Below are 14,992 nucleotides of genomic sequence, written 5' to 3'. Positions count from 1 at the left end.
ATCATCCGCGCATATACTGATCTGCCTGTCCTTGGCCACTGCTCGCTCCGCTTTATGTCTCGTCAAATCATTCTGTTCATACTGGTCGGCACTTTGGCCGCCTTCACGCACTGGGGCATTGTAATCGCCCTGGTGCAAACGCTGAGCCTGTCTCCGCTGCTGGCCAATCTTTTTGGCTGGCTGATTGCGTTCCTGGTGTCCTTTGGTGGCCACTACTGGCTGACATTCCGCTCCCAGAATGCCCGCTTTCTGCCGGCTCTGACACGTTTTTTTCTGGTGTCTGCCGCTGGCTTCGCCGTCAACGAAGCCAGCTATGCGTTTTTACTGAATCATTCCGGTCTGCGCTACGACTTGCTGCTGGGCCTGATTCTTATCGGTTTGGCTGTGCTGACGTTTCTGGCTGGGCGGCTTTGGGCGTTCCGCCGCACATAAGCTCGTACTCGTCGTGATCAAAGCGCCATAGAGCAATACGCTGATCTTCATACAGGCGCTGAGCATGGTTAAGCACCTGGCTTTGGCGCACGGCATCTGGCGAGCCGATCAACCAGACGACCGCCTTGCTGTCCCGACATAACTGCTGACGAAGGGTTGCCCGATCTATCAAGGTCAGCGCCCCACGTTGCGGCTCAAAGCGAGCTGCCTCCAGCAGCTCCTTGCGCCAACTATCGGTGCGCATGATTTCCGGATCATCCCAGCGCCCCATCACGCTGATGTTCTTCAGGCCCGGAACATAGAAGCCCAGGTCATAACGGTAATTATTCAGAAAGACGACACGGTCACCCTTTTGGTATTCACTGGCCAGTACACGGCCCAAGGCCTGACTGTTGACCTGTGGGCGCAGCATCATCGTCGCCACGGCAAACGCACAAATCGCAACACAAACACCCAGGCTCCAGACCGCAAAGCGCTCTACCTTTGCTTCTCCATCCCGCTGACTGCGGCGAATCACCACATCCGCCAGAAAAAAAGCCCAAGGGCCAATCGCAGGCAGGACATAGCCCACCAGCTTGGACGAAGGAATGGAAAAGAAAACCAGCACAGTCAGCAATGCCGACAGCATCAAGCCCCGTATCGCTCCCAAACCGTCGGAAGCATTAACAGAACCACGAAAGCGCTTGAACAAGAATGGCGTCCAACCCAAGGTGGCAACAGGCATCAGGGCAAAGTAGAACCAGAAAGGCTGAGGGTTGTTAAAGCCGGCTTCCAGAAAACGCTGGAAGTGCTGATAGACGATGTAATAGTCAAAAAAACCGGGGTAGCGCGCTTGCATGGCCCACATCCAGGGCGTGGCAACCAGCAGCAAAACCCCCAGGCCTGTCACAGAAAACAGACGCAACAAAGTACGCCACTGGCCTCGACCCAGCAGCCAGAACACCAAGATACCGCCGGGGATCAAAATCCCGATCAAGCCTTTTGCCAGAAAAGCCAGGCCTGCGGTGGCATACAGCCCCATCAAGGCCCAACGATAGGAGCGCCCTTGCTCCATCTGCAAGGCAGCATGACCACCCAAGAGCACACAGCTACTGATCAAGGCAGCAACCGTCATGTCCAGATTGGCGTAATGGGAAGCACCGAAAAGCAGGGGGCTGCTGACCAGAATCAAAGCCGTCCAGCCCGCATGTTGCTGGCTGGCATGACGCTTCAAGAACGCGTGCATACCGGCAATCAACAAGGCCGCCATCAAGGCAGGTACCAGACGAGCAGCCACAAAATTCACCCCCAACACTTTCAGGCTCAGGGCAGTCAGCCAATAATGCAAGGGGGGTTTATGGAAAAACGGCAGGCCGTCCAGACGCGGCACCAGATAATCACCGGATTCCAGCATGGACAGGGCCACGCCGACATAACGCCCCTCATCCGGAATCAATAAGGGGTACGCCCCCAGGGTCAGCGCAAACCACAGCAGTGCCAGCAGCCCCACGGACACACTAGAGAGCGTACCCAGGCGCTGGACGCCGCAACGTAAGCAATAGGCCGGTCCACGCGCTTGTCCAAGCGGTAGTGTTGCACCGGAAGAGGAAAAGGAATTATCGATACTCATCGCTCAAAGCCAAACCAATAGGGGTAGGCAGCTACTTGCGTAGCTGTCGAAGCGATTCAGAGTATCGATGTAGCGTTCAATTACAAATGAGAGCAGTTCGCCAATTAAACGATCCGGCCTGCCTTCAAAACCAGGCTTGCCTTCAGCCTTGCTGCGGGTCCTGATCGGGGGTCGCTAACTGCTTCTGGTCAGGTGCCGGTTCAGAGGCCTGAGCCAGTCCCTGCCCACGGCGACGATGCACCAGATACAAGGGCCGGTGCTTGACCTCGGCAAAGATGCTGGCGACATACTCGCCCACCACACCCAGCGAGAGCATATTCACCCCCGCGAAAAACAGTACCACCGTAATCAAGGTTGTCCAGCCCCGAACGGCATCCCCATACAACAAGTGCTTGAAGATAATGAACAAGCCGTAGCTGAAAGACAGCATGGCCAACACTGCACCTAACAAGCTTAACAAACGCAGTGGCCAGGTGGTGAATGCCGTCAAACCATCCACCGCAAAGCGCAATAGTTTAGTGGGACGGAATCGGCTGACACCATGCAAGCGTTCGGCAGGCGAGTAGTAAATGGGCTCGGACGGAAAACCCACCCAGGCAAACAAGCCTTTCATAAAGCGGCTGCGTTCGGGCAAGGCCATCAAGGCATCAACGACGCAGCGATCCATCAGGCGAAAATCGCCTGCATCACGCGGCACACGCAAACCGTTAGAGGTGCGCATCAGCTTGTAAAACAAACTGGTGCCCGCCCGCTTCATCCAGGTCTCGTCGTCACGGGTTTCCCGCACGGCATAGACCATTTCCAGGCCTGTAGACCAGCGCTCCAGCATAGCTTCGATCAAGGCAGGGGGATGCTGCAAATCCGCATCCATGCACACGACTACCTGCCCGCGGCTGGCCTCCAGCCCTGCCGTCAACGCTGCCTCTTTGCCAAAGTTGCGCGATAACTGCAAATAGACCAGTTGAGGGTAGGTTTGACGCAATTGCTCAATAACCAAAGGCGTTGCGTCTGTGCTGCCATCGTCAACGAAAATGATTTCAAAGTCCGGAACCAGTTCGCGCAACTTTGCCACCAAAACCGGCAGCAATGCGGGCAGGTTTTCTGCTTCATTCAAACCAGGGATAACGCAAGAAAGCGTTTGGGCCTGTCGTTTTGTAATCATTATTCCTTGAGCACCGTGCTGTAACAAAACCAAGGTCTAGCGAACAAAAAGTAATCGTAGCCCGCCAGACCGCCTAGTGCAATTTACCTTCGGTGATACTTGTCTTTCTTAAAGAGCACCGTTCAAGACTTGTACAGCCCTTGCAAGCCGGCCAGACTGGCCAAACACCGCAAACGCAACATCCATACGCTGAAACGTGCAAGCAGTGTAGGAAAGCAAGCGTTGAATCAGCGTGAAATCCGGCGTGAAAATGTTCCGTTCCCAAGCGTTTTCTTTCCGGCTTGACCCCGATGAGTCATACCAATAAGATAGATAAAATATATATCTTTAAATTCAAAATATTATGGCTCTCAACCCTTTGTGTACCCGCCAGGAAATTCATGACCTGGTCTGGGACTTTTACGATCGTATCCGCATGGACGATGTCCTTGGCCCCATTTTCTCCGAGCGCATCAAGGATTGGGATACGCATCTGGGCGTAATGGAAGAGTTCTGGTCATCTCTATTACTCAAGACCGATGGCTTCAATGGCAATCCCATGGCCAAGCATTTGTCGCTCAAGCATATTCAGGCCAGCCACTTTGAACAATGGCTACGCCTGTTCAAGGAAACCTGCCAGGAGCGTGAAAACCAGGCCATGGCCGCGCTGGCATTGGAATATGCCCAGCGCATCGCCCGCAGCTTCTGGTTTGGCTACCAGTTCCAGCACAACCCCACTCAAGTGGCCAGCGAGCTGCAACTGCCCTGATCATGCGTCTGACCAACCTTACCGACTACGCCCTGCGTCAATTGATGTATCTGGGTCAGAACGAAGACAGGCTCTGTACCATCGCGGAAATTGCCCAGTACCACCAGATTTCCCAAGCCCATCTGATGAAAGTCACCCACCTGCTCGCCAAGGGCGGATGGATTCAGACACAGCGCGGGAAAAACGGCGGAATGCGGCTGGCCCGTGCGCCGGAAGACATCAATCTGGGCGAGCTGGTGCGCTATACCGAAACCGATCTGGCGGTGGTGGAGTGCCTGGGCAGCGGCACCCACTGCATCCTGAGCGGTCGCTGCAACCTGAGCAACATCCTTAAACAGGCGCTGGTCCAGTTCCTGAGTTATCTGGATAACTACACCTTGCGCGACATTATTGTGCCCGGCAGCAGCCCGGAACAGACGATTGCCTGGCCCACCAAGTCCATGCACTCGGCCTGATAGCAGACGGACGGATAGCAGACGAGCAGACGGCCCCGGACTCAAAAGAATCCGGGGCCGTTTGTTTAGGGTCCGACTACCGCTTCAAGCCGGGAAAATCAGATCGCTCCGTACAGTACCAGGATGGGCACGCACAGCTTCCAGCAAACCCTGCTCGGGCACACGATCCAGATCCGTCATGGCATAACCCAACTCGCCTTGCGTTTGCAGCTGCTGGCGGGTGATGTTGATACCGTGCTGGGCCAGAATATTGTTCAAGCTACCCATCGCGCCGGGAACGTTGCGATGAACATGCAGCAGACGCACAGCACCCTGGATGTCGTAGTAAGACACTTCGGGGAAGTTCACCGCGCCCTTGGTAGCGCCGCTACGCAAGTAGCTAACCAGTTTCTCGGCCACTTCACGGCCAATGTTTTCCTGGGATTCCTGAGTACTACCGCCAATATGCGGCGTCAGGATCACATTAGGCATACCGATCAAGGGGCTCTTCAACGGTTCGTCCACGCTTTTCGGTTCGGTTGGGAACACGTCCAGCGCAGCACCCGCCAGATGACCGCTGACCAAGGCTTGGTGCAAGGCATCAATATCCACCACCGTACCGCGCGAAGCATTGATCAGGATGGAGCCGGGTTTCATGGCCGCAATCGTCTCGGCATTCATGATGTTATGCGTGCCCTGCCCGCCTGGTACGTGCAAGGTGACCACATCGGACTCGGCCAGCATCTGCTTCAGGCTGCCATAGACACGGGCATTGCTCAGCGGCAGTTTGGATTCCACATCATGGTAGAGCACACGCATACCCAGCGCTTCGGCCAGAGTACCGACTTGGGAACCAATATTGCCGTAACCAATCACGCCCAAAGTCTTGCCACGGATCTCGAAAGCGCCATCGGCACTTTTGTCCCAGAAACCCTGGTGTACGCGCAGGTTCTTCTCGGGGATACGACGTAGCAACAAGATGGCCTCACCCAGCACCAGCTCGGCAACGGAGCGGGTATTGGAGAACGGCGCATTAAAGACCGGTACACCATAGTTCTGGGCTTGATCCAGATCCACCTGGTTGGTACCAATACAAAAGCATCCCAGCACTTTGAGCTGGTCTGCGTGCTCCAGCACCCGCCTGTCAAACTGGGTACGGGAACGAATTCCGACAACTTCGGCGCCTTTGACAGCGTCCAGCAGCTCCTGACCCGACAAGGCTCCCTTGTAGGTCTGAATATCGGTCAAACCCGCAGCCTCAAAAACTTCACGGGCGCTAGGATGAATGTTCTCAAACAGGACAATGCGACTCATGATGGTTCCAGTCATTGAAATAGTATCTAAATGGTACTATTTTTTTAGCCCGCCTGATCGAGCATCAACAATAACAGCAGGGGATTCTTGTCTTGAACGCCAAGCAAGGCCATGAATCCACAGCCAAATACAAAAACCCAGGCCAGGAAAATAAAAAATCCAGGACCTGGGTCACTTCAAGGCGGCCTAGCTCATGAAAAGCCGCCTGAATAGCCTGCTATCAAGAACCAAATGGCACCGGACGTGGTGTGTTGTCACGCGAAGGTGGCAGGATTGGCAGCACGATTTCAGGCTGTTTGCCCGTCAGCGTTTTCAGGAACGCGACGATCTGGGCATTTTCCTCTGCAGAGAAACTGCGACCCAACTGCAGACGACCCATTGTATCCACGGCTTCAGTCAAGGTATTGACGGCACCATCGTGGAAGTAAGGGTAGGTCAGCTCGACGTTACGCAAGGTAGGAACCTTGAAGTTGAAACGGTCAGCATCCTTACCCGTCACAGCCGCACGGCCTTCAGCCGGGTTGGTGGTTTGGTACGGCTCGATCAGACCCATTTTCTGGAAGGAGGTACCGCCCAGATTAGGACCGTTGTGGCAGGCCACACAACCACTATTCTTGAACAGTTGATAGCCAGCCAGCTCCTGATCGGTAATGGCTTTCTTGTCGCCCTTCAGCCAAAGGTCAAAGCGCGAATCAGGCGTCACCAAGGTTTCTTCAAAGGCGGCAATTGCGGAGGTGACTTCATCAATGCCGAAGTCGGCCTTGCCAAAGACTTGCTTGAACTCGGCCTTGTACTCGGGGATGGAGCTCAGGAACTCCATGGCCAGCTCGTGTGTGAACGCCATTTCCTTGGGGTTGGCAATCGGGCCACCGGCCTGCTCTTTCAGGTCGCTGGCACGGCCGTCCCAGAACTGGGCCACGTTCAGGCTGGAGTTCAGGACGGTAGGCGAGTTGATGGGGCCTTCCTGCCAGCGATCCCCGATGGAGGTACGGATATTGTCCGTGCCACCCATGCTCAGGTTATGACAGGAGTTACAGGAGATGAAACCAGAACGGGACAGGCGAGGTTCAAACCACAGTTTCTTGCCCAGTTCAACGCGTGCCGGATCAGTGACAACTGCGGCGGGAATCGGCTGTACAGGCTCATTTTCCTGAGCTTGCGCGGCACTGCCGAGCAGTAGACCGGCGGCCAGAGCAGAGAGAGTGAACAGGCGTAATTTCATAACAACTTCCTTATGGGATGACAGAGCTTCCTGCCAGTGAGTGGTCCGGATAGGACCCATAACCCTGCTGGCCTTATGGACATCGTAAGGAATGCCATTTCATTACACATTGATACATCGCAAGGAAATAATCTTTCCAGAGATGCTTAGGGAACTTTCAGAAGAAAGTGCAACTCCTCCGCCACAATCCCCTATAGCGCCTTGACGATAAGCATAAAAAATGCCGCCTGCAATCAAGCAGGCGGCATCTTGGGATTGTTGCAGTTTGTTTTTTTTACACGCCCAGATAGCGCGTCCACAAGGTGCGATCAGCCCCCAATGCTTCGGAGTTCCCCTGCCAGACCAATTTGCCACGTTCCAGAATAATGTGGTGATCCGACAAGGCCATCAGCCGCTCGACATATTTGTCGATCAGCAAGATGGTTTGCCCTTCTTCACGCAAGACGGCCAGACAGTTCCAGATTTCTTCACGCACCTTGGGCGCCAGTCCCTCGGAGGCTTCATCCAGAATCAGCAGCTTGGGGTTGGTGACCAGCGCACGGCCAATGGCTAGCATTTGCTGTTCACCGCCCGAGAGCTGGTTGCCCATATTGGACGCACGCTCACGCAAGCGCGGAAAAAAGTCATAGACACGCTCGGGCGTCCAGGTCTTGTTGGCTTTGGGGTTGCGGTTGCAAGCAAAGGCCGTCAAGTGCTCGGCCACGGTCAGGTTGGGAAAGCACTGACGCCCTTCGGGCACAATGGCAATCCCGGCACGGGCAATACGGTCCGGATTCCAGCCCGCAATGGACTGGCCGTCGAACTTCACATCGCCGCCGCGCACCGGCAACTGGCCCAGAATGGTTTTCAGCAAGGTGGTCTTGCCCATGCCATTACGGCCCAGCACAGTCACAACCTGCCCGCTACGAATGGACAGATCTACCCCGAACAGCACCTGGCTGGCGCCATAGCCGCTTTGTAATTGAGTCGTTTCAAGCATGGCTTTCCACCTTGGTTGGAACTGGCGTGTCGTCGTCGCCCAGATAAGCTTGACGCACAGCCTCGTTATCGCGGATTTCGGCAGCCGTGCCGGTAGCAATAATGTGCCCCGCCACCAGCACAGAAATCCGGTCAGCCAGACGGAAAACGGCTTCCATATCATGCTCGACCAGCAACATGGTGGCTTTGCCACGCATGGTTTCGATCAATTCAGTCAGGCGCAGCGTTTCGTCCGGCCCCATCCCGGCCATAGGCTCATCCAGCAGCAGAACTTGCGGACGGCTGGCCAAAGCCAGGGCGAATTCCACCTTGCGCTGCTCGCCATGCGGCAACACACCGGCCTGGGTATGCAGCAAGGACGCATCAATGGCACATTCGGCAGCCAAAGCACGGGCTTGCTCGTACAGCTCGGTTTCCGCCTGGCGCGCACGCCAGAAGCGGAAGCTGCTGCCACTGCATGCCTGCAAAGCCAGCACCAGGTTATCCAGCACCGTGTAGTTCTTGAAGATGTTGGTGATCTGGAACGAACGAGCCAGACCGGCAGCCACACGCTGGTGACCCGACAAGGAAGTCACATCCCGGCCACCCAGCAAGAGCTGGCCCGAATCCGGGGTCAAGGTGCCCGACAGCAAGTGAATCAGAGTCGATTTACCTGCGCCGTTCGGGCCGATCAAACCATGAATTTCACCGGGCACCAGGTCCAGGGACACATCATTGGTAGCCTGCAAAGCACCAAAGCGCTTCATCAGACCACGCGCTTGCAAAGCGGCCGAGCCGCTGCCCGCCTTGGAGGCGGTTGCTATCGTGTTCGTCATGCTTGCTCCTTGGCGGTAGTAGCGGGATCAGCGGCCGAGCGGATACGCACCAGTCCGGCCAGCCCCTTGGGTGCAAAAAACACCACCAGCAGCAACAAGATACCCAAAGGCATGTGCCAGTACTCGGTCCAGTTGCGCAGCAACTCTTCCAGCACCAACATCACGAACGCGCCCAGAGCACCGCCATACAGCAAGCCAATCCCCCCCACCAGCACCATGATGATCAGGTCAGCCGACTGGGTCCAGTTCATCAGGCTAGGCGAGACAAACAGGTTGTGGTTAGCCAGCAAGGCACCGGCCAGACCCATGATGGCTCCGCTCAAGGTGTAAGCCGTCAGGCGAATGCGGTAGACGGGGTAACCCAAGGTTGTCATGCGGCTTTCGTTTTCACGCGTGCCCATCAAGGCCTGCCCGAAACGGGCTTTAACCAGACGATTGAACAGGAACAGCACCGCCACCAGAATAGCCAGAACCAGGTAGTAAAAGCTCAGCTCATTGCTCAGATCAATCCCGGGCAAGGAGGAATGGCTGTACATGTTCAGGCCGTCCTCGCCACCGTACTGGCGCAAGGAAATGAACAGATAAAAGATCATCTGGGCAAACGCCAGCGTGATCATGATGAAGTACACACCACGAGTACGCAGCGACACGGCACCGGTCAGGAAAGCCAGCAAGCCGGAGATCACCATGGCGGCAGGCCAGGCAATCAGGCCGCTTTGCACGCCTTCGGTAGCCAGGATACCCACGGTGTAGGCCCCTGCCCCGAAAAACGCGGCATGGCCCAGGGCCACCATCCCGCCATAACCCAGCACCAGATTCAAGGCGCTAGCAGCCAGGGCATAGATGAAGATACGGCGTACAAACGAAATGTAGAACTCAAGTCCGTACATCGGTGCAATCAAGGGGAAAGCCAATAAGGCCACCAGCACCAGGGCGGAAAAAATACGCGAAGTAGACATACATTAACCTCGCGCCGGGAACAGGCCCGAAGGACGGAAAACAAGAACAACCGCCATCAGGACATAGATCGAAATGGCAGCAATCGTAGGACCGACGCTGGAAGCCACATCTGCCGGGAAAACGTTACGCAGCAACATGGGCAGGAATGCACGGCCAGCGGTATCAACCATACCCACCAGCAAGGCCCCTACAAACGCGCCACGAATCGAGCCAATCCCGCCAATCACGATGCAGACCAGAACCAGGATCAGAATGTCCTCGCCCATACCGATCTGAACCGCGGTAATCGGACCCAACAAGGCACCGGCCAGCGCAGCCAGAGCGGCTCCCAGAGTGAACACACCCAGGAACAGAATAGGCACACGCACCCCCATCAGGGTGGCCATTTGTCGATTGGAGGCTCCTGCACGCACCAGCACCCCAGCCCGTGTTTTGGTCACGAAGGCATACAGGGCCAGCGCCATCACCAGACCGACCGCAATAATCATCAGACGGAAGGCGGGATAGAGAAAGTCAGGCAAGAGTTCTACCGGCCCGGACAACAAGGCAGGCATATTCAACATAACGGGGGTTGGGCCCCAAATCATTTTGACCACATCATTGGCGATCAAAATAACGGCATAGGTTCCCAGTACCTGAGCCAGGTGATCACGAGTGACCAGCTTGCGCAGAATGAGAATTTCCAAGGCAATACCGACCAGGGCTGTCACCGCCACCGCCACCACAATGGCGGCGGTAAAAGACCCTGTACGCTGCATGGTTTCCGCGGCCACATAGGCTCCCGCCATATAGAGGGAGCCGTGGGCCAGGTTCATGATATCCATAATGCCGAAGACCAACGTCAGGCCCGCGGCAATCAGAAACAACATCAAACCAAACTGCAAACCATTCAGCAATTGCTCGCTAATCAGAATGAGCGACATGCTTTTACCACCTGTGAATCTTAATTAAGTTTGCATTCTTTGGCGTAGACGTCCTGGTAGGAGTCAAACACCTTGCTGACCATACGGTTCACAAGACGTCCGTCCTGATCCTTGACCACTTCACGCAAGTAGTAAGCCTGCACGGGGAAGTTGTTGTTGCCGTAGGTAAATGGGCCACGAACCGAGTTGTAGTCGGCGGCTTTCAGTGCCTTGAGCACCGCTTCGCGGTCGGATACCTTGCCATCAACCTGTTTGACGGCGGCGTCAATAGCCAGAATCACGTCATAGGCCTGAGCAGCGTAAACCGATGGATAGCGGCCGTCGTAGGCTTTGCGGAACTCTTCCACAAAGGTCTTGTTGGCAGGAACATCCAGGTCAGGCGACCACTGAGCCGTGTTCAACATGCCCAGGATAGGCTCGCCCACGGCGGGGATGATGTCCTCGTCACCCGAGAAGGCTGGGCCCAGCAACACCACATCTTTATTCAGGCCAGCGGCCACGAACTGTTTGATGAAGTTGATGCCCATGGCACCGGGCAGGAAGAAGAACACGGCCTGGGGCTTGGCCGCACGGATCTGTGCCAGTTCAGCCGAGTAGTCAATCTGGCCCAGCTTGGTGTAGAGCTCGTCGTTGACGGGTTTGCCGTAACCACGCTTGAAGCCGTTCAGGTGATCCTTGCCGGCCGGATAGTCAGGGGCAATGATGAACATTTTTTCGTAGTTGCGATCCGCAGCCACTTTACCGGCGGCCTCGTCAAAGGCGTCGTTCTGGTAGGACACACCAAAGAAGTACGGATTACAACCGGCACCGGCCAGTTGGCTGGGGCCCGGGTTGCTGGTCAGGTAAGGCACTTTGGCCGAGAACAGGGCGGGAGCCACTGCCAGTGCCACGTTGGAACCCACGGGGCCGGTAAAGAAGTCGATCTTGTCGCGCTGCACGAAGCGATTGACCAATTGGCGGGCCTGGTCGGGGTTACCGGCCATATCCTGTTGAATGAACTCGGCCGGGAAACCGCCCAGCTTGCCGTCCAGTTGTTTGATGGCCAGATTAAAGCCATCACGAACTTCACCACCAACGGCAGCGAACGGACCGGATGTGTCCATTGCCATCCCCACTTTGATGGTATCGGCATGAGCCAAAGAACCGCCAAAAGCCGCCGCCAGAGCTACGGTCAATGCAATACGTTTCATGTTATCTCCTTGCGCCACCGCGCTTATAGGCTGTCTTTAAATAAGATGCACAGCAGATCGAACTACAAATTCAACTATGCCAACCATTCATTTATAAATAGTTTAGTTATGAAACAATTTTGCTGGCAAGCTGTGGTTTTTACCTACACCCCTCAAATGCCCTGGTAATTCGACAGGAAACAAAGCCCCGTGCCAATCCCATGGACGGATAAGCACTATAACGACTGTAGGGATAGCCGTTTATGCAGGTTTTCCTTGATTTTGTTAACAATCCCGCACTAAGCGCGCTGCTAAACTGAAGGCTCGCCTCATTATTGGAGATCCCATGCGTATTTCCCATTCTCTGTGCCGCCTTGTCCTTGGCAGCGCCCTGCTCGCCCCTTTCCTGAGCAATGCACAGTCCTCGGAATCCGTTTATCTGGCTGACCTGGCCAAGTCCAACAAGCAAGTGGCCCAGCAGTATCAGAGCCTGATGCAGGACGTCGCCAAAAACGCCAGCTGGGTTAAAGATTTCGGTACGGCTTCGCCGGGCGAAACCGTTTCTCTGGATGGCCACGACTACCAGGTTTTCCAGGGCTGCAAACCCCATGACTGCACCAGCTCCAGCTACGTAGTGCTACTGGACACTCAAAAGCAGACCATCTCCTACGGTGCTTTTGTGGAAAACAAGGAATCAGGCCCAGGTTTGGCCAGCAGCCAGATTCAATGGCTGGGCAATCCCGAGTTTGATCAGATCCGCCTGATGTCACCGGCCCTGTTTTAAAAAAAACAGCACTTGACCTTGCCCCCGTGGCAAGCCTTAAGCTGACTCCATTGTTTTTATCAAAGGAGTCAGCTATGTCCACCTTCTCCGTACCCGACATGACCTGCGGCCACTGTGTACGCAGCATCACTGAAGCCATTCAGGCTGTTGCCCCTCAAGCCACCGTCAGCACGGATCTGGAAAAACACCAGGTTACCGTTCAAGGTCTGGATGGCGCACAAGCCCTGAAAGTGATTGAAGAAGCGGGTTACACCCCCAGCGCCCTGTAAGCACAATGCGCCTTTCAAGGTGCCAGCGCTTCAGAGCCAATAAAAAGGCCGGTTGATACCGGCCTTTTTTTCATGCTGCTTCGTTTAGCACGCACATACCGTCAACAACTGACAGGCTCTTGTGTGGTGTCAGCCGGGTCTGTCAATATTGACCGCAAGAATCGGAGTGCTTGCGATGAAAGACCCGCGTATTCTGGCTTCGTAATTGATGATGTCAGGATCCCTGCCCTATGACTACGAACTCTGCTTACAAAACCGACGATCAGCGCTGGGCGGCTGTGCAGGCACGAGACCCCGCTGCCGATGGCCAGTTCGTCTATGCGGTGCGTACCACAGGCGTGTACTGCCAACCCAGCTCAACAACACGCTTGCCCAAGCGCGAGAATGTCGAATTTTTCGATTCGCCCCAGAACGCTGAAGCAGCAGGCTATCGTTATAGCCGTAGGGCCCATGGCTCTCAAACCAGCGCCGCAGCCGAACGGGCCGCCATCGTGGCTCGTGCCTGCCGCCTGATCGAAACCTCGGAGACGCCGCCATCGCTGGACACGCTGGCAGCCGCGGTGGGCAAAAGCCCCTTCCATTTTCATCGGCTGTTTAAAGCCGAAACAGGTCTGACGCCCAAGGCATACAGCTCGGCCTATCGTGCTCGCAGACTGCGCGAGGAACTGAGCAGTCCGGATACGACCATCACCAATGCGATCTACGACAGCGGATTCAACTCCAACAGCCGATTCTACGAAGCCTCTGAACAGCTGTTAGGCATGCGTGCACGGGACTACCGGGCTGGAGGGGCCGGTGCTGTCATCCGTTTCGCTGTAGGTCAGTGCTCTCTAGGAGCGATTCTGGTAGCCCAAAGCCAACGCGGCATCTGCGCCATCTTGCTGGGCGACGATCCCGATCAACTGGTTCGTGACCTGCAAGATCAGTTTCCCAAAGCCGAAATCATCGGCTGCGACGGGGAGTTCGAGCAATTGATCGCTCAAGTCGTGGGCTTCATCGAAACGCCCTCTATTGGCTTGCACCTGCCACTGGATGTACAAGGAACGGCCTTCCAGGAACGAGTCTGGCGCGCGCTCTGTGAGATCCCGCCAGGCGTCACCGTCAGCTACACCGACATCGCCGAACGCATAGGCTCGCCCAAAGCTGTGCGTGCCGTGGCCCAGGCTTGCGCCAACAACCACATTGCCGTGGCCATCCCATGCCACCGCGTCGTACGACGCGATGGCGATCTGGCCGGTTACCGCTGGGGGATAGACCGAAAACGTGAACTGCTACGCCGCGAAGTACAAGACTGATAGTCGGCTGCCTGCCCAATCATCAAGAACGAGTTTTGAAGGCAAGAAACGGAGTTCCCCGTCAGGCCAGGACACATACGATGTGAGCTCCCAATAGAAATACAGGAGATTTCACTCATGGCTTTGCTTGATGGAAAGGTTGCCCTTGTTACCGGCGCATCCTCTGGTATTGGACGCGCCATCGCATTGAAGTTTGCTGAGCAGGGAGCGGCACTTGTTCTTACGGCAAGGCGTAGCGCATTGCTTGATGCCGTCGCCAAGGAGATCCGGCAGTCTGGCGGCCGTGCCGAGTTTGTGACGGGGGACATTACGCAGGCTGAAACCCATGAGCAACTGATCGAAGCCGCGAACAGCAGATTCGGTGGGCTGGATATTGCGATCAATAACGCCGGTATTGTCGGTGCCCTCAAGCCGCTGGCCGAGATGTCACTGGAAGAATGGCAAACAACACTGGATACCAATCTTGAGGCAGCCTTTCTGGGTGCCCGTAGCCAGATTCCAGCCATGCTCCATCGCGGTGGCGGTTCGATTGTTTTCACCTCGAGCTTTGTGGGCACCAGTGTCGGCCTACCCGGGATGAGCGCTTATGGTGCCGCCAAAGCGGCACTCATGGGACTGGTCAAAGGCATCACTGCAGACTATGCGGCGCAAGGAATACGAGCTAACGCTCTATTGCCTGGCGGAACTGACACAGACATTGCCGGGGATCAGAGCACCAAGGATTGGGCGGCGGGGCTGCACGCCATGAAGCGAATCGCCCAACCTGAAGAAATTGCGTCCGCAGCGCTCTTTCTGGCCAGCTCCATGTCCAGTTTTGTGACCGGATCAGCCCTGTTCGCCGATGGCGGCAATGCTGCCGTGAAGTGATAGACGACGGT

The 14,992-nt window shown here is 55.8% G+C and carries 16 protein-coding genes; 7 read left to right on the top strand and 9 right to left on the bottom strand.

Annotation, left to right across the window (positions count from 1 at the left end):
* Window positions 1-54 precede the first annotated feature (54 nt).
* Complete coding sequence (locus ACU6HM_RS09000; RefSeq protein WP_022983235.1) at window positions 55-432, top strand: GtrA family protein; 378 nt, start codon at window positions 55-57, stop codon at window positions 430-432.
* Here ACU6HM_RS09000 and ACU6HM_RS08995 read toward each other — a convergent pair.
* Window positions 371-2,041, bottom strand: coding sequence for an ArnT family glycosyltransferase (locus tag ACU6HM_RS08995; RefSeq protein ID WP_250756718.1), 1,671 nt, complete (start codon window positions 2,039-2,041; stop codon window positions 371-373). The genes ACU6HM_RS09000 and ACU6HM_RS08995 overlap by 62 nt on opposite strands.
* A 142-nt stretch (window positions 2,042-2,183) precedes the next feature.
* Window positions 2,184-3,203 (bottom strand): glycosyltransferase family 2 protein, encoded by a 1,020-nt coding sequence (locus ACU6HM_RS08990; RefSeq protein ID WP_009463894.1) that lies wholly within the window; start codon window positions 3,201-3,203, stop codon window positions 2,184-2,186.
* 343 nt (window positions 3,204-3,546) lie between these two features.
* Here ACU6HM_RS08990 and ACU6HM_RS08985 point away from each other — a divergent pair, with 343 nt between their 5' ends.
* Together ACU6HM_RS08985 and ACU6HM_RS08980 are read left to right on the top strand one after the other, a co-directional pair.
* A complete protein-coding gene (locus ACU6HM_RS08985) occupies window positions 3,547-3,951 on the top strand; it encodes a group III truncated hemoglobin (protein WP_009463895.1) in 405 nt (134 codons plus the stop codon).
* A gap of 2 nt (window positions 3,952-3,953) precedes the next feature.
* Window positions 3,954-4,406 (top strand): RrF2 family transcriptional regulator, encoded by a 453-nt coding sequence (locus ACU6HM_RS08980; protein ID WP_009463896.1) that lies wholly within the window; start codon window positions 3,954-3,956, stop codon window positions 4,404-4,406.
* A gap of 84 nt (window positions 4,407-4,490) precedes the next feature.
* On the opposite strand, the gene serA is transcribed toward ACU6HM_RS08980, so the two are convergent.
* From serA to ACU6HM_RS08945, 7 genes are all read right to left on the bottom strand, one after another.
* Window positions 4,491-5,699, bottom strand: coding sequence for a phosphoglycerate dehydrogenase (gene serA, locus ACU6HM_RS08975; RefSeq protein WP_250756717.1), 1,209 nt, complete (start codon window positions 5,697-5,699; stop codon window positions 4,491-4,493).
* 220 nt (window positions 5,700-5,919) lie between these two features.
* Window positions 5,920-6,921, bottom strand: coding sequence for a cytochrome-c peroxidase (locus ACU6HM_RS08970; RefSeq protein ID WP_009462237.1), 1,002 nt, complete (start codon window positions 6,919-6,921; stop codon window positions 5,920-5,922).
* 274 nt (window positions 6,922-7,195) lie between these two features.
* A complete protein-coding gene (locus ACU6HM_RS08965; RefSeq protein WP_009462239.1) occupies window positions 7,196-7,900 on the bottom strand; it encodes an ABC transporter ATP-binding protein in 705 nt (234 codons plus the stop codon).
* The gene (locus tag ACU6HM_RS08960; protein WP_009462241.1) at window positions 7,893-8,714 is read right to left on the bottom strand and encodes an ABC transporter ATP-binding protein; all 822 of its coding nucleotides are present in this window, start codon (window positions 8,712-8,714) and stop codon (window positions 7,893-7,895) included. The genes ACU6HM_RS08965 and ACU6HM_RS08960 overlap by 8 nt, the downstream gene beginning before the upstream one ends.
* A complete protein-coding gene (locus ACU6HM_RS08955; RefSeq protein ID WP_250756716.1) occupies window positions 8,711-9,673 on the bottom strand; it encodes a branched-chain amino acid ABC transporter permease in 963 nt (320 codons plus the stop codon). The genes ACU6HM_RS08960 and ACU6HM_RS08955 overlap by 4 nt, the downstream gene beginning before the upstream one ends.
* A gap of 3 nt (window positions 9,674-9,676) precedes the next feature.
* Complete coding sequence (locus ACU6HM_RS08950; RefSeq protein ID WP_022983237.1) at window positions 9,677-10,597, bottom strand: branched-chain amino acid ABC transporter permease; 921 nt, start codon at window positions 10,595-10,597, stop codon at window positions 9,677-9,679.
* Between the two features lie 20 nt (window positions 10,598-10,617).
* On the bottom strand, window positions 10,618-11,787 hold the full coding sequence (locus ACU6HM_RS08945; RefSeq protein ID WP_009462245.1) for an ABC transporter substrate-binding protein: 1,170 nt from the start codon (window positions 11,785-11,787) through the stop codon (window positions 10,618-10,620).
* A gap of 325 nt (window positions 11,788-12,112) precedes the next feature.
* Between ACU6HM_RS08945 and ACU6HM_RS08940 the strand changes: the two genes are divergently transcribed.
* From ACU6HM_RS08940 to ACU6HM_RS08925, 4 genes are all read left to right on the top strand, one after another.
* Window positions 12,113-12,550, top strand: a complete 438-nt coding sequence (locus tag ACU6HM_RS08940; RefSeq protein WP_446763693.1) for an Ivy family c-type lysozyme inhibitor — start codon at window positions 12,113-12,115, stop codon at window positions 12,548-12,550.
* 74 nt (window positions 12,551-12,624) lie between these two features.
* A complete protein-coding gene (locus ACU6HM_RS08935) occupies window positions 12,625-12,819 on the top strand; it encodes a heavy-metal-associated domain-containing protein (protein WP_022983238.1) in 195 nt (64 codons plus the stop codon).
* 230 nt (window positions 12,820-13,049) lie between these two features.
* Complete coding sequence (ada, locus tag ACU6HM_RS08930; RefSeq protein WP_446763692.1) at window positions 13,050-14,114, top strand: bifunctional DNA-binding transcriptional regulator/O6-methylguanine-DNA methyltransferase Ada; 1,065 nt, start codon at window positions 13,050-13,052, stop codon at window positions 14,112-14,114.
* A gap of 117 nt (window positions 14,115-14,231) precedes the next feature.
* A complete protein-coding gene (locus tag ACU6HM_RS08925) occupies window positions 14,232-14,981 on the top strand; it encodes an SDR family oxidoreductase (RefSeq protein ID WP_336973273.1) in 750 nt (249 codons plus the stop codon).
* The last annotated feature ends 11 nt before the right edge of the window (window positions 14,982-14,992 follow it).

Source organism: Alcaligenes sp. RM2 (assembly GCF_052931795.1).
This window is presented reverse-complemented; position numbering and strand designations above follow the sequence as displayed.